The following is a 24,231-nucleotide window of genomic DNA, read 5'->3' as shown; positions in this document are numbered from 1 at the left end:
GCTCTTGTATCAATAATGCTGAAACTATCACACATTACAGAACGTATCCGAACTTAAGTTATCCAGTAAGTTCATTTAATCAAGCATGTATTGGGTTACTTTTATAAAATTTAGATGAACCTATTATAGCGCCAATTTCTTTAAATTCTTGATGCTTAGATAGCCAACATATTCTTTGTCTTCGCAAGCATTCAGCTCATCTATATCACTGATAGGCTCAATCGAAAGTCGAACATTTGAGAGAAGATCATTTACGGTATATATGTCATCTATATCTACTGCAAACTTATCATCGATATGTGAGGCAGCGTCAAAAGGTGATGTTTCATCTTTAAAAGTAAATTGCTTATAAAAATCACTGTTCTTCGCTTGTTTGATCGCGTCAGCTTGGTTAGGTGCAACGATGAGTAGCTTATAATGGAATTCTTCAAAACTGCCCTGCTGATAGCCACCTAGATTGATAAAGAATAACTTTAAGTCAGCAGCAGCCGTTATTTGCTGACTTGGTTCAATTAACTTGATGGCATAACTACCCACTTTAGTAACTGCTCGATATGAATCAATATGCCATTTATTTTTTACTTCAGGCCAATGCTCATTGATATCTCCTATCAAGTCACTCACCTGGCTGGCTGCGCCAAAGAAAATATCGTGTTGCTCAATCAGACGGCCTTTAGGACGACCGCCCAGTTGAACCATATATAGTGTTACCATTTTACGTAATCTCTATTAAATCAAAATCCATAGTTAATCTAAAGGTAATGCTGTCAGTGCTAGGATAGAATGTTTTTAAGTACTGTCATACTGGAACTACTCTACCCGTCTTCAATGCAAATGCCCAATCTTCACGTCCGTTTCTTAGAGCCATATTTGCTGCTGCTTCATGGTTATAAGCCACTTTGACATGCTCAGTTTGCCAATGTTTACCTTGTTGAGTCTCAATACACTTGATAAGAGCATAATTAGCATGAGGCGAATAAGTTTGCATCTTATGAATAATAGGCAAATCATCTTCGTAAGCTGGATAGCCAACGCTACCACTATTCACAATAGTTTGTCCTGACGACAGTACTACTGTTCGCGGGATGTGTGTATGACCACATAAGATAACATCATTATCAATACCATCAAGTAACGCCAATATAGTCGCATCATTACGCACTATTGGTTGACCCGTTTCGATATCCTCTAGTAAATATATCATGTCATCGGTCGGCGAGCCATGGCAGAGGTATACATCCTGACTTACATGAAAATCAAATGGCAAAGACCGCATCCATTCAATCGCTTTTTTAGAGAGATCTTTGATAATAAAACCCATGGTTGGATTATTAGCAATTTCTGCCGTAGTGGCTTCATAAATCTGCCTATCCTGATTGCCTCTAATAGTAATAATATCATCTCGATTTGCTATTAATAGCTCATAGGTAGCATAAGGCGCTATTGGCCCGTACAAAATATCACCAAGATTGACAATCTGATCAACATCTCGATATCTTATATCGGCAAGTACAGCTTCAAGGGCGTAGACATTACTATGAATATCTGAAATCGCAGCGATGGTTGTTATCTGTTTCTTTTCTAAGTTATCCATTTCCTGACTCACTAATCAAAAACTGCTTTACAACGTCAACGGTTGCTAACGGATCTTCTTCGTGCGGTACATGACCTAAGTCATCAAATACCTTAAGCTGACTATTACGTATATCTCTATGAAATAACGCGGCGTTTTCTACAGGAATAAGATCATCTTTTGCACCCCATAAGATTAAAGTCGGTATGTCCAGCTGCTTTATTTGCGCTTGGACACTGGCATCATCGCTCTCATTTAGGCGACGACTCAAAGCCTGCCGATTACCTTGGCGCAAGGTCAATTCATAGTATCTATTAACCAAGGCATCGTTTACTTTGCTATTGTCTGCATACACACTTAAAACGCTTTTTTCGACGACACTTCTGGGTAGGATACGATTTAAAATTGGTGACATCATTGGATATTTAGCAAGTTTAAAACCAATAGGGACATGTTTGGGTGTTGCTGGATAACCAACTGAGTCTACCAGTATCAATCGATTGACACGCTCAGGATACAAAGCTGCGGTACGCCACGCTACCTTGCCTCCTAATGAGTTACCGGCTAGCGTGACGCGGTCCAGCTTCAAATGATTGAGTACTTCAATAACAAACGCCGCGTAATTTTCGCTGCTATATTGCGTGCTCTCGTCCACATAAGGACCTGTCAAACCAAACCCTGGCAAATCCATGCTCACGACACAGTATTGATCAGACAGCGCCTTGGTCCAGCCCTCCCATGTATGCAAACTTGCCGATGTACCATGCAATAAAACGATTGTTTCAGGTTGATCTTTTTCAGCTGTATTGCCACGATTTACATGACAATTAGCTGACTGCGATACATGCGCTTGCATACCTTGTATGTTTATAAATTCGCTGTTGGGTAGTTGCCATTTTTTTAGCTCAGCGATGGTACGATCAGGTGCCCAGTATTTTGCTATAAATACCATTACCACGGCAATTGCGCCTAGTACTATTAGACTAATTGCTTTTAATAAATACTGTGTCATGTGATCAAATCCATTTAATAAGATGACGTTAATAATAAACATTCTATACCGCTAGCTCGTATGATAGGCCATAAAAAACCCCAACGTTCAATTTGTCTTGAACATTGGGGTTTTTAGCATTTTTACATATGACTATGTCTACATGAGCTATTTAACTACAACAAGAAAAAGTATGCCCAACACCCAATGATGATAGTAGAAACAATATTAAGGATGACACCTGTACGTATCATTTCTGTTTGCTTGATCAAACCTGTACCAAACACAATAGCATTTGGCGGTGTGGCAACTGGTAGCATAAACGCACAAGACGCACCGATACCAATAATAAGTACTAAGACCTCACTCGGTATACCCATATGCTCGGCAATTGCCACAAACACAGGTACTAAGAGCGCTGCTGAAGCCGTATTTGATGCAAACTCTGTCAAGAAAATAATAAAGGCTGAGATTGCAAGCATCACCACCAATAGTGGCGCTGTTTGTAAGCCATTAGCAACCGTCTCGCCTAACACTAATGACGCACCTGATACTTTTAAGATATTTGATAGCGCAATACCGCCACCAAATAACATGAGCACGCCCCAATCCGTGTTGTCTGATACCTGTTTCCAAGAAACTAGACCCAAGCTCACGACCGCCACTGCTGCAAGCAACGCGACAACGGCATCTGTATCTTCGATACCAACTGCAGCCCCAATTTGTTTAGACAACATCCAGCTAGCTGCCGTGACAATGAAAACAGTAATTGTTAATAGGCGGGTTTTGGTCCAAGGAATGATTTCATCTTGCTCTAGCTGCATAGTACGGTTTAGGTTCGGCTTTAGATACAAATACATCGCACCCAACAGTACTGGTAATAGTATCAGCATCATTGGGATACCAAACTTCATCCAATCAACAAATGCGATATCCAATGCTTTTGCAGCAATGGCATTTGGTGGCGAGCCGACAATCGTGCCCAAACCACCCAAACTTGCTGAATAAGCAATACCAAGCAGTACAAACACAAAAGTACCGCGATCTTCTTTACTATCAACTTGCGTTAAAATACCGAGTGCCAATGGGAGCATCATTGCCGTTGTCGCTGTATTCGATATCCACATGGACAAGAATGCAGTCACACCAAATATCAAAAATACTGCTGTACTGAGCTTACCACCCGACAACGATAGAATTTTTAACGCGATTTTTCTATCGAGCTTTTGTACATGTAACGCGGCAGCCAAGGCAAAACCACCAAAGAAGAGATAAATAATGGGGCTGGCAAAGCTCTGCAGACCGACTTCAGCATTAAAATCAGGAATGCCAACCAAAGTACCAACTACAACCACTAAAATCGCAGTGATAGTGACGTGTATCGCCTCAGTGAGCCATAGCACGCCAATAAAGAATAACAACGCTAACCCTTTATTTGCACTAACTTCAAATGGTAATACGCTATAAATAATAAAGCTAATGATTGCCGCGATGGCGACCACGATCAACCCTTTTCCCGTTCCCTTTGGGAATGTATCTGTAAATAAATATTCATTGCCATCATTAGGAAGATGGCTATCCAGTTTTTTCTCTGACATAAATTATCCTTATTGCCTCCAGAGGGAATATGACGTCAAAAATTATTGCAATACACAATTATTGTATGACATCATTATATTCATATAGCGAATATTACGCGGGAAAATATCATATCAGAATAATTTATATATGAATACAATCTGATTAATTTTGTTTCTTTAGCTCATCTGTTTGATTTGTTAATAGCGGTTACCCTTCGACTAATTTTATTTTTAGACAATGGCTCTCTCACTGCTTTTCATGCAGACCCTGATTTATAAAAATTACATAAAGCCTCTAAACATTTATCATTTAGGGCTATACAAGCAAAAATTGATACCACATAATCAGAAGGTTGAATAGAAAATTATCAATAAAAACAAAAGGAATAACTTTATGACAGACGCAAATAAAATTGATGCAACCACCAAAATGGCACCAAAAGACATTAATCAAGATGGGTTGGCCGAAAAAGATCAACAGCGTACTGACGACTCTGTATTAGATATGATGCAAGGTATGCATGAACATGAAGATCATGAAGAAGATAGAAAATAAATCTCATGAACAATGACATTTATCTTCATTTTTAAGTAGATTATGTTTATCTAGTACAAACAAAAAAGATAGGCGTTTATCACTATGATAAGCGCCTATCTTTTTTTGGTTCTCTCACCTCTGGCAAATGATCTGAGACATAGTTGTACACAAATGCTGCTGTCGACACAATGGCGATGGGAACAAACAAAGCATCATAGCTGACTTTTGCAAACAAGAAAGCACCTACTGCGCTACCACCGCAAAAGCAATACCAAATAATGGCTTGGAACCCTAAGGTTGGCTTACTGATAGAACGACCAGCAAGCCAATTACCAATTGCCGCACCCATGTCTGATGTCAGCCCTGTCAAGTGAGTGGTACGAATGACCGCCCCACTATAAGTTGCCACCATAGCGTTTTGCAATCCGCAGGCCATTGCTGCTGCTAATTGCCCCAAGTAATCATGCTGCTGATATAGCCAATAACTAACTAAAAGTAATGCTGCTTCTAGATATAGCGCTCGCCCATAACGACGGCCGAGTTTCAATGATGTCTGCCCAATGACAAAGCCGCTTAGTATAGCCCCTGCCAAAAAGGACAGCAACAAAGTACCAATATATAAAATACTACGCGCGTCTGAATGAGCGATAGCCGCTGCAAACAAGCTTACATTGCCCGTTACGTGCGACACTGATAAATTGGCAAACCCCATTAACGCCGTCGTATTCACGCAACCAGCACTAAATGCCAATACTGCCCCGCCCCATAGTATCCACTTTGGTAACTTGGTTATCATATCCCTCGTCCAAAGGCACGTAGCTAAAAAGGCGCATTGCTAAAAGAGCACGTGGCCAAAAAGACTCATTGCTAAAAAAGCACGTAGCCAAAAAGACTCATAGTATAACTAGAAAAGACAGCCAATTGGCTGTCTTTTCTATTATCAAACGAATCATCTATAACAATTACTGTGCTGGTTCATCAAGCATCATCAACTGCTCACTGATAGCTACTGTATTGAAGCCTGCATCAACGAACATAATCTCACCTGTGATACCAGATGCCCAAGGCGACAATAGGAACAATGCGGCGTTACCTACTTCTGTCTGTGTGATGTTGCGCTGTAGTGGCGCAATTTTTTCGCTAATATCGAGCATTTTACGGAAAGATTTAATGCCGCTAGCCGCTAGCGTGCGGATAGGACCTGCAGATATCGCATTAACACGGATACCTTCACCGCCCATAGACGTTGCTAAATAACGAACGCTGGCTTCTAAACTGGCTTTTGCCATACCCATGACATTGTAGTTTGGCAATACTGAAATGCTGCCTTCATAGGTCAATGTCAACATAGAACCATGGCGCATCGCTAGTAACTCACGAGCCGCTTTAGCCAATGCAACGAAGCTATAGCTAGAGATATCATGCGCGATATGACTGCCTTCACGAGTCGTGGCATTGACAAAATCGCCATCTAACTGATCCATCGGTGCAAATCCAATGGCATGTACCACACCATCAATACCATCACCCCAATGGGCAGTCACTTGCTCAAAGCACGCAGCAATTGACTCATCAGAAGCTACGTCACATTCTAGAACCAAATCTGCTTCAAATTTTTCAGCGGCCATATCGACGCGTTTTTTGATTTTGTCATTCGGGTAAGTCAGGATTAGTGAAGCCCCTTCGCGGTGCAGCGCTTCTGCGATAGCCCAAGCGATAGAGAGTTTACTTGCGATGCCAGTTACGACAAATCGTTGTCCTTGCAGTAGCATAAGTTTTCCTTTTGAATCAATCGAGATGATTTAGAATAAGAATTTATTTAGAGTAATTAGAAGATTGAGACTACTAAATAGTACAAATGAAAAGATGAGTTATTATACACGAATTAATTTAAGTAAACAGTCGTAAACTGTATTTGGTTCTTGTTATTGGATTGACTGCTACAAACAACTAATAATGTTGAAATGACTAATAGCAGTTTATCACTTCAAGTAGTATCGACAGTGAGAGTTTTTCGTGAGTTATTAGATTGCATTTTAGCATCAATGTTTTACGATAAAATACTCAGACTAGAGTAGTTTGCTTATTTTATGGGAAAAATTGCACTTCGAATATTAACACTACAACCGTTTCGATTAAGTACCAACCACCCCTTTATTGATTAAAGACTCAACTGCTAGCCACAGCAGTATGAAGTTCAGCAGATTTCGAGTATAATCACAGCCCTTCCCAGCTTGCACAATTTTTATAAGAATCCTCACATGATAGGATTCAACGTTAAGCTACACCCACATTTTGGATGGCTGCCAAACTTATGAGTAACACCCCCATCATAACCCCAGATTATAAAGAAAGTACCGAATCTTATCGCCAATTGATTGCTTCAACTGGCGAAGACTTAGATCGTCCGGGTTTGCTAGATACGCCTGTACGTGCTGCAAAGGCCTTTGCCCATCTGACCCAAGGCTATCATCAAAGTATAGATGAAGTGGTCAATGATGCTGTGTTTCCATCAGCGAATCGCGAGCTGGTACTGGTACAGAACATTGAGTTTTATTCACTGTGTGAGCATCATATGCTACCGTTCCATGGTGTCGCTCATATCGGTTACTTACCTGACGGCCAAGTACTAGGACTGTCAAAATTTGCCCGTATTGTTGATATGTTTGCCCGTCGTTTGCAGATACAAGAAAACCTAAGTGAGCAGATTGCGCAGACCATTATGGATGTTACTGGCTGCCGCGGCGTCGCAGTCGTTATGGATGCATCACATATGTGTATGATGATGCGCGGTGTTAGCAAACAGCATTCAACTACGCGTAGTACCGCGATGCTTGGCGAATATCAACACAATAATCAAGTACGTAATGAATTTTTGGGTGCGGTACCTAAACGTCAACCAGCATTTTAAGTCGCTGTTAATTGATTAGGCTGTTATAAATAACACACAAAGAAAAAGGACGCATATGATGCGTCCTTTTTCTTTGGCCGAGCGATAAAAAAATAGTACTAACCAACTGATTTTACATCATCGATCCAATTGCCATAACCTTCAGCTTCCATATCTGCAAGCGGAATAAAGCGAAGCGCTGCTGAATTCATGCAATAGCGCTTGCCAGTCGGTGCTGGACCGTCATCAAACACATGGCCCACGTGTGAGTCCGCGTAACGGCTACGAATTTCAGTACGGGTTCCAAATATCCCTCGATCTGGCTTTTCAACCACTAAGCTCGTATCCAATGGGCGAGTAAAGCTCGGCCAGCCCGTACCAGATTTATATTTATCACGCGAAGAATACAGTGGCTCACCAGATACGACGTCTACATATAATCCAGGCTCTTTGTTATCCCAGTACTCATTATCAAAGGCGCGCTCAGTACCTTCTTTTTGGGTGACTTTATACTGAATATCAGTAAGGGATTTCTTTAGCGCATCTTGTGAAGGTTTTACGAATGTATCTGGGTTAAAACCTTTGCTATCCGAGGTATTATTTGACATCGCTGGCTGCGTGCTATCTGCTTCGGGCGTAAACTTACTAAAATCAAGCTCGTAGTTTTTACCATAGACACTCTCGATAAATTGATAGCGACCAGAATTGAAGGTATAAGCTTTATAGCGTAGTGGGTTCTTTTTATAATAATCTTGATGATACTCTTCAGCAGGATAAAAAGTGCTAGCAGGAACAATCTCAATCACTACTGGTTTATCATATACACCAGAGGCTTGCAGTGACTGCTTAGCCGCTTCTGCGATTTGCTTTTCTTGCGCGTTGTTATAAAAAATAGCGGGACGGTACTGTGTGCCGCGATCAACATACTGCCCTTTATCATCAGTAGGATCAGCAATTCTCCATAACGCCTGTACTATGCCGTTGTAAGTAATCTTCTTAGGATCATAATACACCTGCGCCGCTTCTGTATGCCCAGTACCACCTGCCGACACTTGCTTGTAGGTTGGGTTCTCAGCGGTGCCACCCGTATAGCCAGACACTACTTCTACCACGCCAGGGATTTTTTCATAACCTGCTTCAACACACCAAAAACACCCACCCGCTACTGTGGCTACTGCCAATCCTGGTGTAGTCGGTGCATATGGGTTAGCGGCAGTTGTGTTCTGTATAGTAGAGCTGTTTTCAGTTGATGCGCAGCCTGCGTAAATCGCACTACTCGCTATGATAACTAACCCTATAATTTTAGATGGTAATATGCGATTCATAAAAATCTCCTAAGCGTAATGTCCTTTAAATATCCTAACGCTTTTGTATCACTGAAACATTCCTATACTGTTATATATTTACAGTTTATTAAGATATTTTTTATCAACTGGGTGCTATCACAAGATAAATTAAACGGTTGTTTGATAACGATTATATATTTTAGTATGAATTAACTATGAAAATAAGACGGAAACTTTATTATATCAATGCATTAAAAAAGCCTATCCTCCAAAGAGTAATAGACTTTTTTATTTTAATATCACTAGCCCCATCAAAAACTATGACGCTGTTTCATTATTACTATCAGCACGTTCGTCACTAGCCTGCTTAATTTTCGTTAGAATTTCTTTGATTTCAGATGCTGATAGATAGGTGGGCACGGCATAGGTGTCACTGACTTCTTTTGCAGCTGCCTTTGCAATATCATTAAAGTCGCTGGTTTGCATACCATTGACAGTCGGATCAATGTTTAGATCTGCAATCAAGTCTCTGACTTGCGTAATAAGGTGATCTGCTATCTCACTATCGCCATTAGCTGCTTGACCATCCTGTACCATACCGGTTCTTTTCGCCAATGCAGCCAGTCTCTTTTTGCTCGCTTTACGATTGACGTCGAGCACATAAGGCAACACGATGGCATTAGCACGACCATGAGGAATACTATAGTAAGCGCCTAACTGATGCGCGATAGCATGCACATAACCCAAACCTGCTTTATTAAAAGCAATCCCGCCATAATGAGCAGCGATACCCATCTCTTCTCTTGCTTTTAGATTGCCACCGTCTTTATAAGCTAGTGGTAGATAATGCATGACAGATTTTACGGCAGAGGCTGCATAGTAATCTGTCTCTACGCTGGCATTGGCACTCATCCATGCTTCTAGTGCATGGGTCAATACATCAATACCAGTATCTGCTGTGATATGGGCTGGCATGCCTTTCATGATAACTGGGTCAATCGCTGCGGCTAGCGGTACCATTCTTGGATCGATAGACAATGCTTTTTGATGCGTTTTGTCATCAGACACTACTGCACCAAGTGTCGCTTCTGAACCTGTGCCAGCCGTCGTTGGTACGCAGTATAAAGGCGTCGCAGGCTTTCTTGCTTTAAGAATACCGATTAGCTGTTTGGGCTTGCACTTGTTGCCTTGAGACATGGCTATCATTTTGGCCGCATCGATCACTGAGCCGCCGCCAATGGCTACGATAGAGTCACAATTGGCCTCTATAGATTGACGGAGCCCTTCTTCAACTACTTTAAAAGTAGGGTCTGGTGTAATACCGTCATAGATGTGATAACTGATATTTTTCGCATCTAGATAATCAGTGACTTTCGCAGGTATGCCCAGTTTGTTGAGCACTGTATCCGTGACGATAAACACATTGGTATTGCCTTCATTGATCAGCATATCGCACAGCTCATCACAGGCAGTCTCACCGACAAAGAGCATTGGTCTTCTGATAGGTATCACATAAGATACTGCTTTTAATACCTTTGCTCGAGTCTTAGCCACAGCCAAATAACCAGCATGCTGCAAGCTGTTGTTCTTTACCAATTTAGTAATACTGTTTTGTGTTTTCATGGGCACAAAAATCCTTTTTAATGATGGTTTTAACGGCAATAAAGACCGTTTTGGACAGCCAGTTAAATATTACTAATTTACGAGCGCCAGAATGTATAAAGATACGCATCACAGCATTATAAAATGGGCAGCTCTCTAAAATTATTGTACCACTGCTCTTTTCAATATGTCGCTATTATTATGAACTGCAATGTGTCAATTTTATACCAAGCCGCTTATTTTAGTCGCTTGATTTGATTGATCAATTTAAGTGGCTACAGTAAGTCGATTAAACTAGTCAGTACTTGTCTTTAACAGTTGCTGAGTATAAATATGTTGTGGGTGATTGAAAAGATCTTCGGTACGTCCAGATTCCACACACACTCCTTGTTTTAATACCATGATATGCTGACACAGTGCACGTACTACCTTGAGATCATGACTGATAAAGACATAGCTGATTCGCAGTCTTTCTTGAATTTCACGTAATAAACTAACTACTGTGACCTGTGTGGTGCTATCGAGCGCGGAGGTCGGCTCATCCAATATAAGTAAGCTTGGTTTCATAATGAGGGCACGCGCCAGTGCCACGCGTTGACGCTGGCCACCTGACAGCTCATGAGGATAACGCTGCGCAAATGATAAAGGCAAATGTACCGTAGCAAGACTATCTAGCACCGCTTGCTGACGGGCGACTTTATCCACGCCTTGTACTAACAATCCTTCTTCCACGATTTGCATGACCGTCATACGCGGATTAATACTGGCAAATGGATCTTGAAATACCATCTGTATCTGCGAGCGGAAGTTACGTAGCGCTTTTTTGGATAATGCTGAGATATCTTGATCATTGACGGCTATCTGCTCATTCACACGTGCTTGGTTGCTCAGTAGTTGACTAAGTGCCAATGCAATGGTGGTTTTACCAGAGCCAGACTCACCGACGATACCCAATGCCTGACCTTTCTGCAGTGCCATATCGACATCTTTGACCGCATCAAACCAGCGCTTGGTACCACCAAACAGACCTTTTTCAATTGGGAACTGTACGTTAAGGCGTTTCACTTCTAGTACGCTTGATTGTTTATCTGCATTATCGTCTTTTATAGTTAATGCTTGCCCAAAGTCTTGCTTGATAAGTGTGCGAGTATAATCGGCCTTAGGCTGATCAAATACCACAGACGTTTTACCCTGTTCAATCGTTTGACCTTGGCGCATAACGATGACCTCATCACTATAGCGCCTGACCATATTGAGATCATGACTGATTAATATCATCGCCATATTGTGCTTGCGTTTGAGATCATCTAGTAGCATCAAAATCTCATGCTGCAATGTCACATCGAGCGCAGTCGTTGGCTCATCAGCAATTAGAATATCAGGCTGCTGAGCCAATGCCATGGCAATCATCACTCGCTGGCGCTGACCACCTGATAACTCATGTGGGTAACGATTCAATTTGTCAGCAGGATCTGCAATATTGACATCATTTAGCAAAGCGATGCTAGTGTCTCGCCATTGCTTCTTAGGTACGCCGCTTAAACGCAACGATTCAGCAATTTGTTGCGCAACCGTATGCAACGGATTTAATGCGGTCATCGGCTCCTGAAACACCATACCGATACGCTGTCCACGAATAGACCGTAGTGCGGCATTACGCGCCTTATCATTCGCTATGGGCAAGGTCGACATGCCTGTTGTACTTGCAAGCTGCACCTCACCAGTAATCGTTAAACTATCTGGTAACAAACCTAGTAGCGCAAGACTGGCAATTGATTTACCAGAGCCTGACTCACCAACGATGGCCAAGGTCTGCCCTTGTCTTAGCTGATAAAAAAGCGCATCGACTAGCTGGACACCTGTAGCAGTTGTGATAGTAAGCTTATCTACGGTTAGCATAAGTTTATCTTGTGCACGATTAGGGATTTCATTTGGTGCGTTGTTTTGCTCGGTGGCGATAATATTTTTAGTCATATTAAGAACGCCTCGGATCAAATGCATCACGCAGCGCTTCGCCAACGAAGATGAGCAATGACAAAATAAAGGTCAAACTAAAGAATCCTGACAAAGCAAGCCAAGGTGCATCGAGGTTATTTTTACCTTGTACCATTAGCTCACCAAGAGACGGCGAGCCAGGTGGCAATCCATATCCCAAGAAATCCAGCGCAGTCAAAGCGATAATATTGGCCGTTAGAATAAATGGCAACTGCGACAAACTAGAAGCTAACGCATTGGGTAAGATATGTCTGATCATGATTTGGCTGTCCGAAACGCCTAAATTGCGTGCAGCTCGCACATAGTCAAAGTTACGGGCTCGCAAAAACTCTGCCCGTACCAAACCGACCAAACCCATCCAACCGAACAGTAGCATCATGGCGAACAGCATAATAATGCTAGGACTAAACAAACTGACCAAAATAATAATCATAAACAGCTGAGGCATACCGCCCCATACTTCCATAAATCGCTGCCCTGCCAGATCTACCCAGCCACCATGATAGCCTTGTACCGCACCAACGATAATCCCAATCAGTGCGCCCGCAAGCGTCAAGGCCAAACCAAACAGTAACGACACTCGCATACCATAAAGTATCCGTGCCAGCACATCACGTCCCATATCATCAGTACCAAGCCAGTTCTGAGCATTGGGTGCTGCTGGATAAGGTAGACCAAGCTCGACGTTGGGCGTCTGATCGGCAAACGGGATAGGCGGCATCATATAAAACCCTTGCTCATCAATCAGCGACTGCACTGCAGGGTCTTTATAATTGGTTTCGGTCTCAAATACACCACCAAACGTCGTTTCAGGATAGGCCTTTAATACCGGAAAATAATAGTCGCCTTGATACTGCACTAGTAATGGTTTGTCATTAGCAATAACATTGGCCGCCATGCAGATGACAAATATCACTGCGAAAACAAATAGTGATATCACCCCAAGACGATTTTGGCGAAAGCGATTTAGACGCGCCTGCCATATAGGGTTCAAGCGTTGCTTTCTTGTGGTAGATAGCTGCTCAGGCATTGGCGCTTTATCTGGTTCGCTATTAATAGGACTGCTTTTTGATGAAGATTGATTATTTGACATTAGCGGCCCTCAAAATCAATACGAGGATCAATTAAGTGATAACTCAAATCACTGATTAATTGCAGTAGCAGCCCCACTAAGGTAAAGATAAATAGCGTGCCAAATATCACTGGATAATCGCGTTGTTGAATGGCTTCAAACCCTAACAAGCCCAAGCCATCTAGTTTAAAGATAATCTCAATCAAAAAATTACCCGCAAAGAAGATACCAACGATAGCAGCTGGAATACCTGCAATGATAATCAACATCGCATTGCGAAACACATGGCCGTATAGCACTTGACGCTCATCTATGCCTTTAGCACGAGCGGTCAGTACATACTGCTTGCCCAGTTCCTCTAAAAAGCTGAATTTAGTCAGATAGGTCAAACCTGCAAAACCGCCTACAGTACTTGCCAGTAAAGGTAACGCCAAATGCCAAAAATAATCTTTTACTTTACCAAGTGCGCTTAGCTGATCAAAATTTTCGGACGTCAGTCCCTGTAATGGAAAGATATTCCAGTAGCTGCCACCTGCAAAGAAAACCAGTAAAATCACTGCAAAGACAAACACAGGTATCGCATGTCCGATCGCCAGCAGCATAGCCGTGGCTTTATCAATGCCTGAGCCATGATGCATCGCTTTATACACCCCCAATGGAATAGCTATCATATAGATGAGCAGCGTACTCCACAGTCCAAGCGATATCGAGACTGGTAACTTCTCTATAATAAGGTCGGTCACCGATTGCCCTTTAAAAAACGACTCACCAAAATCTAGCTGAGCGTAGTTCTTTAACATGAGCCAAAATCGCTCTGGGGCAGATTCATCAAAGCCATATTGGGCATTGATTGCGGCGACCATCTCCTCAGAGAGACCACGCGTGCCTTGATAAGTACTGTCGTTGCCACCTGCACTGCCCGCACCAATATTACCGCCAAGCGCATTGTCTTTTGCGCCCTGTTCGATAAGTGCCATCTGCTGCTCAACAGGCCCGCCTGGTGCCGCCTGTACGATCACAAAGTTGGCAAGCAATATCAAAAATAGTGTCGGCAATATCAGTAGTAGTCTTTTTAAGATATAACGACCCATAATGGCGACTTCCTAAATAAAGAGAGAGGGCAATGACGTTCAGCAGCGAATTGTGATATATTAAATAGGTGCTTAAAAGCAAACTATTTGTTAAAAACTTGCTTTAAAAGTTGTTTTTCAGCTCACGTAACGCTGCAAATACCGTCAATGACTTCTCATCATCGATAGGCATTTTGGATTTCACTCCTGCGATTACACTTGGCTCTTGTGTACGTAAAAACACATTTACCGCGCGCTCATGCTCTAGTGTCACTGGTAGCGTTGCCATGCCTTGCTCAGTTTGAGCTTCTGCTCGTGCTAAGGCTTGCTGCATCGCATCACTGTCAGGTTCAATAGACAGGCCAAAACGCAGGTTACTGGCCGTATATTCATGCGCCGGATACATTAGCGCCTCATGAGGCAAGCCGTTCAAACGCTTAAAGCTCTCATGCAGTTGCTCAATCGTACCAGTAAAAACACGCCCGCAACCTGCACTAAATAACGTATCACCGCAGAAGCAATGCTTTTGCCCATCGATATCTAATATATAGGCCATATGGCTAGCGGTGTGCCCTGACACATCCCAGACTTGCGCAGAGCAGCCCCATGCGCTTACCGTGCTACCATCTTTGATAGTTTGGTCTTCATCGACGCCATGCTCACTATGCGCAACCAGATGAGTCATCGGATACGACTCCTGTAACTCTGCGACGCCGCCGATATGATCATGATGATGGTGAGTCGTCCAAATCGATGTTAGCTCAAGCTCATGCGTCTCTAGATAATCAATGACCGGCTGGGCTTGACCTGGATCAATGACAATCGCCTGCTTATTATTTTCATTAATCAATGTCCAGATATAGTTATCGCTAAATGCTTTGATTGGGTGAATACGGATACTCATGTTAAATCCTTACCGGTAGTTATTTTTGTTACGTGTTATTTTAAATTATTTAATCTAACTGTTATTTGATAGCAACAGCATATATTTGATAGCAACAGCATATAGGCTCAGCTGTCCGTTGTTACAGGGTCAAACTTTATAATAAAAACTGTCTACTGCTTTAAATACTTATTGATACGCCCTTCTGCCTCTTTATCGACCCACCAATAATCAATACCAACAGCATTAGTCGGTAGTTTTTCGGTATGGCGATACTGATCCCAGTAAGCGACATTGGTGCCAGACTTGCCGTATAGCGGTACAACATAATGACCTGCGCGCAACAACCGGTCTAGCACCTGTGTATACAGTACAATCTCGTCACGATTTTTAGCATTACCAAGGGCAGCAACGACCTTATCGACGGCTGCATTCTTGATACCAGCGCTGTTATGATTACCCGGCTCGTCAGCAGCAGCGCTACCCCAAAATGCCGCTTGCTCAGCACCAGGAGATAGGCTTTGAGCAAATACGTCCACGACCATGTCATAGTCAAAACGGCGCATACGCTCATAATATTGCGGCCCATCGACTTGGCGCAAGGTTGCATCAAATCCCAAGCGTTTTAGATTGCGAATGTAAGGTAACAAGACACGGCCCATGGTCTCGCCTGTCATCAAAATCTCAATCTGAGCAAGCGACCCATCAGGTTGATATAATTTCATATCCTCATAATAAAACCCAGCCTCTAATAGAAGCTGGCGCGCTTCTAATAACCCTTGACGATTAAAGCCGTTCCCATCACTGGTGGGTAGCTGCCATTCTGCTAATGTTGCTTTACGCTGTGTCGGTTCGAGCTCAGACAATAACGGTGTCAATACCTGCATCTCTGCATCAGATGGCGTACCCGTTGCAGCAAGCTCTGAGCCATGGAAGAAGCTTTGCAAACGCTCGTACTGCCCGTGAAATAGGGTTTTATTCATCCATTCAAAATCATAAGCAGCCGTCAGTGCTTGGCGAACTTTGATATCTTGAAAAATTGGGCGACGCATATTCATCACCAATGCTTGCATCGGTACTGGGTTTTGACTGGTTATCGTCTCTTTTTGGATAAGCCCTGCTTTCACTGCGGGGAAATTATACCCAGTTACCCAGTTCGATGCTTTATTTTCGGGGCGAAAGCGGTATTGACCAGATTTAAAACCTTCAAAGGCAATCTCATCACTTTGATAATAAACAAACTTGATCATATCAAAGTTGTAGCGGCCACGATTGACCATCAAATCACGACCCCAATAATTGGGATCACGTATATAACTTACCGAACGCCCCGCATCGACGCGACCCAATTTATAAGGACCACTACCCATCAATGGTGACAGACTGATTTTCTCAAAATCGGTGTCAATGGAAGACTTGGCAAATATAGGAAACTGTCCAACAGTCAGTAAAATCTCTTTGTTTTCAGCAGATGCAAAGACAAACTTTACTTGTTGGTCATTAATGATTTGAATGTCTTTGATATCACTTAGATAACTGCGAATATACATGGGGCCTTTGTTCAATATCGCCTCAAAAGTCGCTTTTACATCGTGACTGGTCACACCCGACCCATCCCAAAAACGAGCATTAGGATTGAGATGATAAATAATCCAGCTCGTATCATCTGGATCATATGTCACTTTACTTGCCAGCTGCGGATACATGGTAAAAGCTTCATTCAATGAGCCAGTCATTAAAGTATCATACAGATAGTCTGTGCCAATCATCGCGACACCCGTGGTCATCCATTTATTGGCGTTATTAAACGTACCGCGAGCATCTAGAGAAAGCGTGCCCCCTGATGGCGCTTTTGGATTGGCATAAGGTAAGTAAGGTGCATCGATGTACTCAGTGGGGCTATTGTGACCAAGCGCGGTCGTCGTGATAGGTGCAGCGATACTGCTCGGTATCCAACTGACGGTGATGGTTAGCAACATGGCTTTTAACAGGGCGTTTTTTATTATCATGACGTTATAACAAACCTCTATGCTAACCAATATAAATATCAAAACGTAAAGCCTGACAGTAAAACAGCGTTATAGCAAAATTTTATCATAACAAACTTAGGTTTTTTAACCTAATGGTTTGCCGTGGATATGACTTAATGGTGATAGCATTAAGCGATATCCACGACAAACCATTATTACTACGTGCTAGCATGACCAAACTGTTTGTTTATAAATATAAAAAAGGCGCAACCATGATCAGTTGCGCCTTTCTTAACGTGCAGTTTATGTATGAAGACTTTATACGTTAGCAGTTATTATCTTGCTTAGGCGTGCTTTTTTTCAAAAGCAATCATAAAATCAACCAACTGCTGTACCCACTCAAGTGGCACGGCATTGTAGATACTGGCTCGCATACCGCCTACGTCACGATGACCTTTTAGATTTAACAAGCCAGCTTTTTCTGACTCTTCTAGGAATACTTTATCGAGGCTGCTGTCTGCTAAAGTAAACGGCACATTCATGATAGAACGATATTTAGAATCTACTGGATTATTATAAAAACTGCTCTCATCGATTGTCTTATAAAGTAAGTCAGCTTTTTGCTGATTGATTTTACCGATAGCAGCCACACCGCCCTGCTCTTCCAACCAATCAAACACTAGCCCAGCTAAGTACCAAGAGTACGTCGCTGGCGTGTTAGACATAGACTCTTTGTCAGCTTGATGCTCATAGTTCAGCAGCATAGGACACCATTCACTTGCCTGCCCCATCAAATCCTCACGGATAATGACAATTACCAGACCTGCAGGACCGATATTTTTCTGTGCGCCCGCGTAGATCATGCCAAATTTAGACACATCTATCGGCTGCGACAAGATACAAGATGACATATCAGCAATGATTGGTGCATCTACTTGTGGTGGCTCAAATATCTGTAGGCCATGAATTGTCTCATTGGCACAGTAATGAAAGTAAGCCGCGTCTTCACTGATATTCCAATCGCTTTGCGCTGGTACGTCAGTAAAGTTATTCTCTTTACCAGTCGCAACTAGGTTAATTTCGCCCAAACCCAATGCTTCATAGCGCTTAGCTTCTTTGATCGCTTTACCTGACCATGCACCAGTCGTCAAATAGTCACCGCGTCCGCCATTTAACAGATTCAACGGAATCGCAGAAAACTGCAAACTTGCGCCACCTTGCAAAAATAGCACTTTATAGTTATCTGGTATCTCCATAAGCGTGCGTAGCTTAGCTTCCGCTTTGTCAGTAATGGCCATATACTCTTTGCTACGATGACTGACTTCCATGACCGATAGGCCGCGACCTTGCCAATCAAGCAGTTCGCTCTGCGCGTGCGCTAATACGGCTGTTGGCATGGTAGCAGGTCCAGCACAAAAATTTGGCAGGCGATGCGGTGTAGCAGTTGCTGTAGACGTTGGGGTTGTAGGCATAATCACAGTCCTAGGTATGATGAAATAAAAGGATGTTTTTTATTTCAGTTCGTTGATAAAGGCATTGGTATCGATGTTAGTTTTCATACAAATCAATGAGATATCTGCTTCCACAGCTGACGTTTAGCATCACTGTCTGCGAGCATTTCTTCTAATGTCGGTACAGTAGTCAGGTTGGGATGTTGGAGGCCATCAGGTAGCACGGTCAGTGCAGCAACTTGTATCTCTTCGCTTCGGCCAATTCGAAAAATATATCCTGCAAGACTGGCATTGGCAAGCTCAGCAGTATCCATGCCATCACAAATCGGGAATGATGTTGTCTCGCAAGTGATTGATAGCGCTTGAGTGATGTTTTGCCATAGTTTTTGACTGTCACTATTTAGCGCTTTGATATCAACCAATATTACCCAGTCACCATAGCGGCCACCTTGCAGGTCAAATGGTGCTACTTTTTTTAAGCTATCATCATTTATGCTGTCATCATTATTACTTTGCGGAAAAGCGCTTTGCGGAAAATTACTCTGCGCAGATTGGGGTTGCTCAATAGGTGCATTCGTAGAGGTTACAGCAGTTTGACTCGATGCAGTACTTGGGATGTTATAATAGTTAGACCCAGTACTTGAGCTAACCGTAGTTGAATCAACGGAATCAAAACTATAAGTAACAGGGCTTTGCTCACTAGCCGTCTGTTCAGTGGTAGCTTGCAAATCAGGCTCATACTCATCGGTGACATAGTCGCTAGCGTTATAATCACTGATATCATGACCATCAGTCGGTTGATCAACTGTGTCTACAATTCCAGCGCTCACTACTTCATTGTTATTAGACTCAATATCAGTAGAGTCAGCATTTAATGGCTCAACCGAAGCTGTCGCAATGTCAGCCATATTGATGGTTTTTGACTCAGGCTGCACCCACTGATTGATACCCATCATCGCTAGAATTTGGCGTTGCTGCACACGGCGCTGTAATACAGTTAGCGGGTCTTGGGTATCACTCATTCGACTCTACTATCCTATTAATTTTGTCTATATCATTTATAAATGTTTTTATGGTTTTGGCAGCTTTCACTGAGTATGCGTCGTACTATAAATCAAATACTAAATACATACCCGTCAAAACAGCTGTCGAATACCGAGCCAACGCTCTGATATTGCCAGCAAACAATCGTACTCATCTTGGCTGATTATCGTATCGTGTAACATCACCGTATGCAACGTACTTAGCCATTGTCGATACTCATTATGAGTCGGCTGGCTCATCTCGCTTTCATTATAATCTATTTGGCTACCATCCTGTTGCTTCTCTCGATAATTATCAGCATTCTGAGCACCTACCGAGCGCTTGAGATAGTGATTGGCAGATACAGGAACCGCAGAAACAATCGCCAATAACTGAATGCTATTCAAATGCTGTGCGGTCAATAATAGCCACTGCAAATTAACATCACTTACTGTCACGAGATCAATATCAATCAAGCGCGCATGCCGTCTCAAATCTACAATATAATGCGCCACACTGTCGTTACCTTCACTCAATAGCGATCGGTCATGCATTGAGATCATCTGGCCTTTGACATCTTTTGATAGTCGATAAGCCAATAAGACAACAACTGATACTTCTGATTTACTAAGTCCTGTAAACACCTGACTTGAAGGATCTAGTTGCGCCCTTACGTCTTCCATACCAGTCTTTAGTATTTGCGGCCATAGAGACTGCGCGTCTGTATCTTGTAAAACTTTAGACAATATCGGTAGCAACTGCTGCAAATGTAACGCTTGCCATAATGATAATATTGGCGATTTTTGATGTGCTAAAGCTAATGAATTATTCAGAGTAATCGCAACCGCATGAGCGTTATCACTAGCTATATTTTTATCTGACGAATCAGAAGCTAAGCTTTTGGTTAAGTCAGATGTCAGCTGTTGGTTAAATAACTTAAATATGCCCTGCTGATAACGCAACAACATCGTACGGCATTTTTCTTGTTTTTTATAGTACTGATGACTGTCGTGACTATGATCGTCTTTACTTTTAAGCTTTAGATCTTCGATACATAGTTCAGATAAATCCTGTTGACGCAATTGGTTTAAGGCGAGCTCAATCAAAGCGCTGTCCAAACGCCTGTCCAAACTGGCTACTACTGTCATCAGCTTAGTATCTATCCTATGCGGTAATATTTGCTCATGGTCAATAGTGCCACCCTCAATAGACAAGCCGTCATTCCAAATATCATTCAAACTATAAGTGGTAGTTGTTGATAAGGGTTGATACTGATGGCAAAACAAGACAGCTTCGACTAATGCTAGCGCACCTAAAGGATGATGACTATGGTTTAGTATGTACTGAGGTAGCGATACCTTTTGAATATCGCTAACTTCAATTAGTGTGTTTTCTGGTAGGTCAGCGTCAGGTTTGGATTGCCACGGTTTTAATAGCTGATGAACGCCAACGTCTTCGGCTTGTACTTGAAGCCGCCCATCGACCACCACATCAGCTTCTATGGCAAACTCTAAACCGTCATCAATCTCTGATTCGCTACTATCCGTATTACGACCGTCGCCTATAGATTCAGCAAGAACTTTTCTATCATTTGGCTGTTTAGTGTCATCTGTATCAATCGTTGCAGATGTTTGAGATCCAAGTAACGCCGACTGCTGCAAGTTTTTTTCTGGGAAATCTTCACTTAGGCTATTTTCTTTCGTTATTCCCCAATCACCTAAGCGGCGTTGCCTATATATTTCTTTGACCTTTTGCTGATTTATTCGCTTTTCTTTGGCGACTTGTACCGCAAACTGATAATAAGCATCCGCATTAATAGCGCTCATACGCTCAGTCAAGCTTGGATGGGTGGCAAACCATGACACATCCCCTAAGTCTGCCCCACTACTAGCAAAGAAAAAATGGCTGAGTCCGTTGATATCGGCGATGCCAGACAAACGCGAGCCGAGCGGGTCTTGATGAATGGCTTTTAAGGTTTCGATAATCGCAGGCGTACGTGTCAATTGAACACTAGTGGCATCAGCAAGTAGCTCGCGCTCACGATTAAAACTGTGCTTAATCAACTGCGCGCTTGCCATACTAGAGAAGCTTAAACCATGCAGTAGCAATGTCCAGACACTACGCGGGGCTTGACGATCTATGATAGGTGGCATTTGTACCGATTTAGACTGACGCTTGGCTGAGGACTGCTGTTGTTGTGATTGCTGCTGCCAGTAAGCGACCCATTCACTATGCGTGGTGAAATTGGCCGTTTGCGCTTCTGTATTGCGTGCTAGCATATCAACCTGTCTTTGTGATAGAGACTTTTGGGAAATACTATCGCTATCAAAGTGATTATAATTAGAGAGACGATTAGAGATATGATTGGATATTGGGTCACTCCAGTCATACAGTATCTGCAAGCCTGCCAATACTACCATCAGCTGTAAGTTGAACGTAGCATCGCCGTGCAATATATGACCATATTCATGACCAATGAGTCCGTATAGCGCCTCATCAGACAGTTTATCTAGCGCACCTTGGGTAACGACGAGTACCATATCTGAGCTATGGCGACCAGCGACGAAACCATTGATACCCTGCTCGTCAGGTAGCACGTACAAAATAGGGGTTTGCAAACCTGCCGCAATGGCCAGTTGTTGAACGATTTCATAGTAGCGACGATAAACGGGCGGAAAATCGCGCTCGTCACGTACTGCTATATGACGTGAACTATAGCGAACCTTTTCTTCAGCTTCGTGTTGATGAGCGACTCCTTGACTGTGCTCCCATGCTTCTTGGCTGTTATCAATGAATAGCCTAACCGCCCCTACTCGCTGAGCAATAGCGCGGCCACCTGCTCGCAGGCGTCGATACTCTAAAAAACTACCACCAACGAAACTGCCTAACGTCAAGACAATGACCAGAACCAATACCCAGTAGTATATACCGCCTGTAAATACTGTCAGCAGTATAGACATGACAGCCAGTCCCACTGCCATATGAGCAAGTACAATCAGGAAAAACAGTCCATAAAGTAATAGACTGCGCCGCGTACGTATCCGCTGTTCACCAAAAAAATCCATCAGATTAGGCTGCCTAGAGTTTGCCAAAATTATCTAAACCTTAGCCCATATTGACAATCGGTGCCTGAGCAATCGCTTCTCTATCTTCAAATACCAACGGACTGAGTGGACGAAAGCCAAAGGTCGTACTGACGAGGTTATTGGGAAATACTTCGCGATCGTTATTATAAAACATCACGCTGTCATTATAATGCTGACGCGCAAACCCGATGCGATTTTCCGTATTGGTTAACTCATCCATGAGCTCCTTGATCATACTATCGGCTTTGAGCTCTGGGTAAGCTTCGACGACAGCGGAAAATTGACTCAACGCTTTGGACAACATACCTTCTGCTTTTGCAAATAGTGCCATATGCTCTAGCGAGTCTGGCTGATGCTTATTAGAGTCCTGTAGATCTTGGGCGTGATTGCGCGCACTAATGACGCGAGTGAGGGTTTCTTCTTCATGACTCAAATAACGCTTAGCGGTTTCGACCAAGTTTGGAATCAGATCATGACGACGCTTTAGTTGCACATCTATTTGAGCAAAGCCATTCTTTGCTTGGTTACGTGCGCGTACCAATCTATTAAAAATGGATACCCCAAACACAACCACCAACACCACAAATGCAATGAATAGCCAAACAAACATCTTCATAATCAAACTCCAAGGTGTCTAGAATGTTAATAAAAAGTTAATACATTGTATTTTAACTCATATTAATCAATAAAACCTCAGAACTAGATCGGAACTACAAAGGAAATCGAACAGGGAACTAAATCGAAATTAAATAAGCAAATAGATAACCATCAGACAAAATTTTGACAAAAAAAAGCCCTTTACAATGAAGGGCTTAATACATTACAAGTATGTCTTTTGTGCTTTATTAATATAGTTATCAAATTTTAGGCAAAAAAAAGCGACTCCATCAGCACATCCTCGGCACACACTATAACTATTACCGTTGCTACCTTCCGGTCCTGGCGGGATTCATAGAACAATGTTGCGAGGCTACCAATGGAGCCACCAGTCGCAAATTATACAAGAAATTTTTAATTTTACAACCCCTATCTTAAAACTGTTTGCTTTAGACCCTAAATAACACTGTCATTTAGTTCATTAGCTCATGCCAGCAATATATGAGCACAAATTATATCAGCAACTTAGGTCACAAAATTCTCACAGCAACTTATATGAATTTTGCTATTTTAGTGAATGAAGTTGTACCCATGTCGATTTCTAGAGAACAATAGGGACAACTT

At 42.5% G+C, this 24,231-nt stretch carries 19 protein-coding genes and 1 other RNA gene; 2 read left to right on the top strand and 18 right to left on the bottom strand.

Annotated elements, in window-relative coordinates:
- Nucleotides 1-123 precede the first annotated feature (123 nt).
- The 4 genes from QL898_RS06875 to QL898_RS06860 all read right to left on the bottom strand — a co-directional run bounded on the left by QL898_RS06875 (nt 124) and on the right by QL898_RS06860 (nt 4,162).
- The gene (locus tag QL898_RS06875) at nt 124-714 is read right to left on the bottom strand and encodes a DUF1543 domain-containing protein (RefSeq protein ID WP_290176273.1); all 591 of its coding nucleotides are present in this window, start codon (nt 712-714) and stop codon (nt 124-126) included.
- Nucleotides 715-799: 85 nt separating this feature from the next.
- Nucleotides 800-1,594, bottom strand: a complete 795-nt coding sequence (locus QL898_RS06870; protein ID WP_201548269.1) for a metallophosphoesterase family protein — start codon at nt 1,592-1,594, stop codon at nt 800-802.
- The gene (locus tag QL898_RS06865; RefSeq protein WP_290176272.1) at nt 1,587-2,585 is read right to left on the bottom strand and encodes an alpha/beta hydrolase; all 999 of its coding nucleotides are present in this window, start codon (nt 2,583-2,585) and stop codon (nt 1,587-1,589) included. Before QL898_RS06865 ends, QL898_RS06870 begins: the two co-directional genes overlap by 8 nt.
- A 155-nt stretch (nt 2,586-2,740) precedes the next feature.
- Complete coding sequence (locus QL898_RS06860; protein ID WP_290176271.1) at nt 2,741-4,162, bottom strand: DASS family sodium-coupled anion symporter; 1,422 nt, start codon at nt 4,160-4,162, stop codon at nt 2,741-2,743.
- Between the two features lie 376 nt (nt 4,163-4,538).
- Here QL898_RS06860 and QL898_RS06855 point away from each other — a divergent pair, with 376 nt between their 5' ends.
- Nucleotides 4,539-4,700 carry a hypothetical protein gene (locus QL898_RS06855; protein ID WP_290176270.1) on the top strand — a complete coding sequence of 54 codons (162 nt, stop codon included), beginning with the start codon at nt 4,539-4,541 and terminating at the stop codon, nt 4,698-4,700.
- Nucleotides 4,701-4,782: 82 nt separating this feature from the next.
- On the opposite strand, the gene QL898_RS06850 is transcribed toward QL898_RS06855, so the two are convergent.
- Complete coding sequence (locus QL898_RS06850; RefSeq protein ID WP_057760330.1) at nt 4,783-5,478, bottom strand: YoaK family protein; 696 nt, start codon at nt 5,476-5,478, stop codon at nt 4,783-4,785.
- Between the two features lie 166 nt (nt 5,479-5,644).
- A complete protein-coding gene (locus QL898_RS06845; protein WP_101205004.1) occupies nt 5,645-6,454 on the bottom strand; it encodes an enoyl-ACP reductase in 810 nt (269 codons plus the stop codon).
- A 542-nt stretch (nt 6,455-6,996) separates the two neighbouring features.
- Here QL898_RS06845 and folE point away from each other — a divergent pair.
- Nucleotides 6,997-7,593: a GTP cyclohydrolase I FolE gene (folE, locus tag QL898_RS06840; protein WP_290176269.1), complete on the top strand. Its 597-nt coding sequence runs from the start codon at nt 6,997-6,999 to the stop codon at nt 7,591-7,593.
- Between the two features lie 98 nt (nt 7,594-7,691).
- Here the strand turns inward: folE and msrB are convergent, their stop codons facing one another.
- The 12 genes from msrB to ffs all read right to left on the bottom strand — a co-directional run bounded on the left by msrB (nt 7,692) and on the right by ffs (nt 23,989).
- A complete protein-coding gene (gene msrB, locus QL898_RS06835) occupies nt 7,692-8,897 on the bottom strand; it encodes a peptide-methionine (R)-S-oxide reductase MsrB (protein WP_290176268.1) in 1,206 nt (401 codons plus the stop codon).
- A 279-nt stretch (nt 8,898-9,176) separates the two neighbouring features.
- Nucleotides 9,177-10,481 (bottom strand): iron-containing alcohol dehydrogenase, encoded by a 1,305-nt coding sequence (locus QL898_RS06830; RefSeq protein WP_290176267.1) that lies wholly within the window; start codon nt 10,479-10,481, stop codon nt 9,177-9,179.
- A 273-nt stretch (nt 10,482-10,754) separates the two neighbouring features.
- Nucleotides 10,755-12,434 (bottom strand): dipeptide ABC transporter ATP-binding protein, encoded by a 1,680-nt coding sequence (locus tag QL898_RS06825; RefSeq protein WP_290176266.1) that lies wholly within the window; start codon nt 12,432-12,434, stop codon nt 10,755-10,757.
- Nucleotide 12,435: 1 nt separating this feature from the next.
- Complete coding sequence (locus QL898_RS06820) at nt 12,436-13,449, bottom strand: ABC transporter permease (protein ID WP_290176318.1); 1,014 nt, start codon at nt 13,447-13,449, stop codon at nt 12,436-12,438.
- 98 nt (nt 13,450-13,547) lie between these two features.
- Complete coding sequence (yejB, locus tag QL898_RS06815; RefSeq protein WP_290176265.1) at nt 13,548-14,618, bottom strand: microcin C ABC transporter permease YejB; 1,071 nt, start codon at nt 14,616-14,618, stop codon at nt 13,548-13,550.
- Between the two features lie 103 nt (nt 14,619-14,721).
- Nucleotides 14,722-15,501, bottom strand: coding sequence for a hydroxyacylglutathione hydrolase (gene gloB / locus QL898_RS06810; protein ID WP_290176264.1), 780 nt, complete (start codon nt 15,499-15,501; stop codon nt 14,722-14,724).
- 152 nt (nt 15,502-15,653) lie between these two features.
- Nucleotides 15,654-17,486 carry an extracellular solute-binding protein gene (locus QL898_RS06805; RefSeq protein ID WP_290176317.1) on the bottom strand — a complete coding sequence of 611 codons (1,833 nt, stop codon included), beginning with the start codon at nt 17,484-17,486 and terminating at the stop codon, nt 15,654-15,656.
- A 308-nt stretch (nt 17,487-17,794) separates the two neighbouring features.
- Nucleotides 17,795-18,922 carry a 3-phosphoserine/phosphohydroxythreonine transaminase gene (gene serC, locus QL898_RS06800; protein WP_290176263.1) on the bottom strand — a complete coding sequence of 376 codons (1,128 nt, stop codon included), beginning with the start codon at nt 18,920-18,922 and terminating at the stop codon, nt 17,795-17,797.
- Nucleotides 18,923-19,014: 92 nt separating this feature from the next.
- Complete coding sequence (locus QL898_RS06795) at nt 19,015-19,923, bottom strand: DNA polymerase III subunit psi (RefSeq protein WP_290176262.1); 909 nt, start codon at nt 19,921-19,923, stop codon at nt 19,015-19,017.
- Nucleotides 19,924-20,037: 114 nt separating this feature from the next.
- Nucleotides 20,038-23,016, bottom strand: a complete 2,979-nt coding sequence (locus tag QL898_RS06790; protein WP_290176261.1) for a M48 family metalloprotease — start codon at nt 23,014-23,016, stop codon at nt 20,038-20,040.
- A 13-nt stretch (nt 23,017-23,029) separates the two neighbouring features.
- Entirely contained in the window at nt 23,030-23,626 is a 597-nt protein-coding gene (locus tag QL898_RS06785; protein ID WP_201548292.1) for a LemA family protein, read from the bottom strand.
- A 266-nt stretch (nt 23,627-23,892) separates the two neighbouring features.
- Nucleotides 23,893-23,989, bottom strand: an RNA gene (ffs, locus tag QL898_RS06780) — signal recognition particle sRNA small type.
- Between the last annotated feature and the right edge of the window lie 242 nt (nt 23,990-24,231).

It is taken from the genome of Psychrobacter sp. APC 3279 (assembly GCF_030407795.1).
In the GTDB taxonomy this organism is placed as follows: Bacteria; Pseudomonadota; Gammaproteobacteria; order Pseudomonadales; family Moraxellaceae; genus Psychrobacter.
This window is presented reverse-complemented; position numbering and strand designations above follow the sequence as displayed.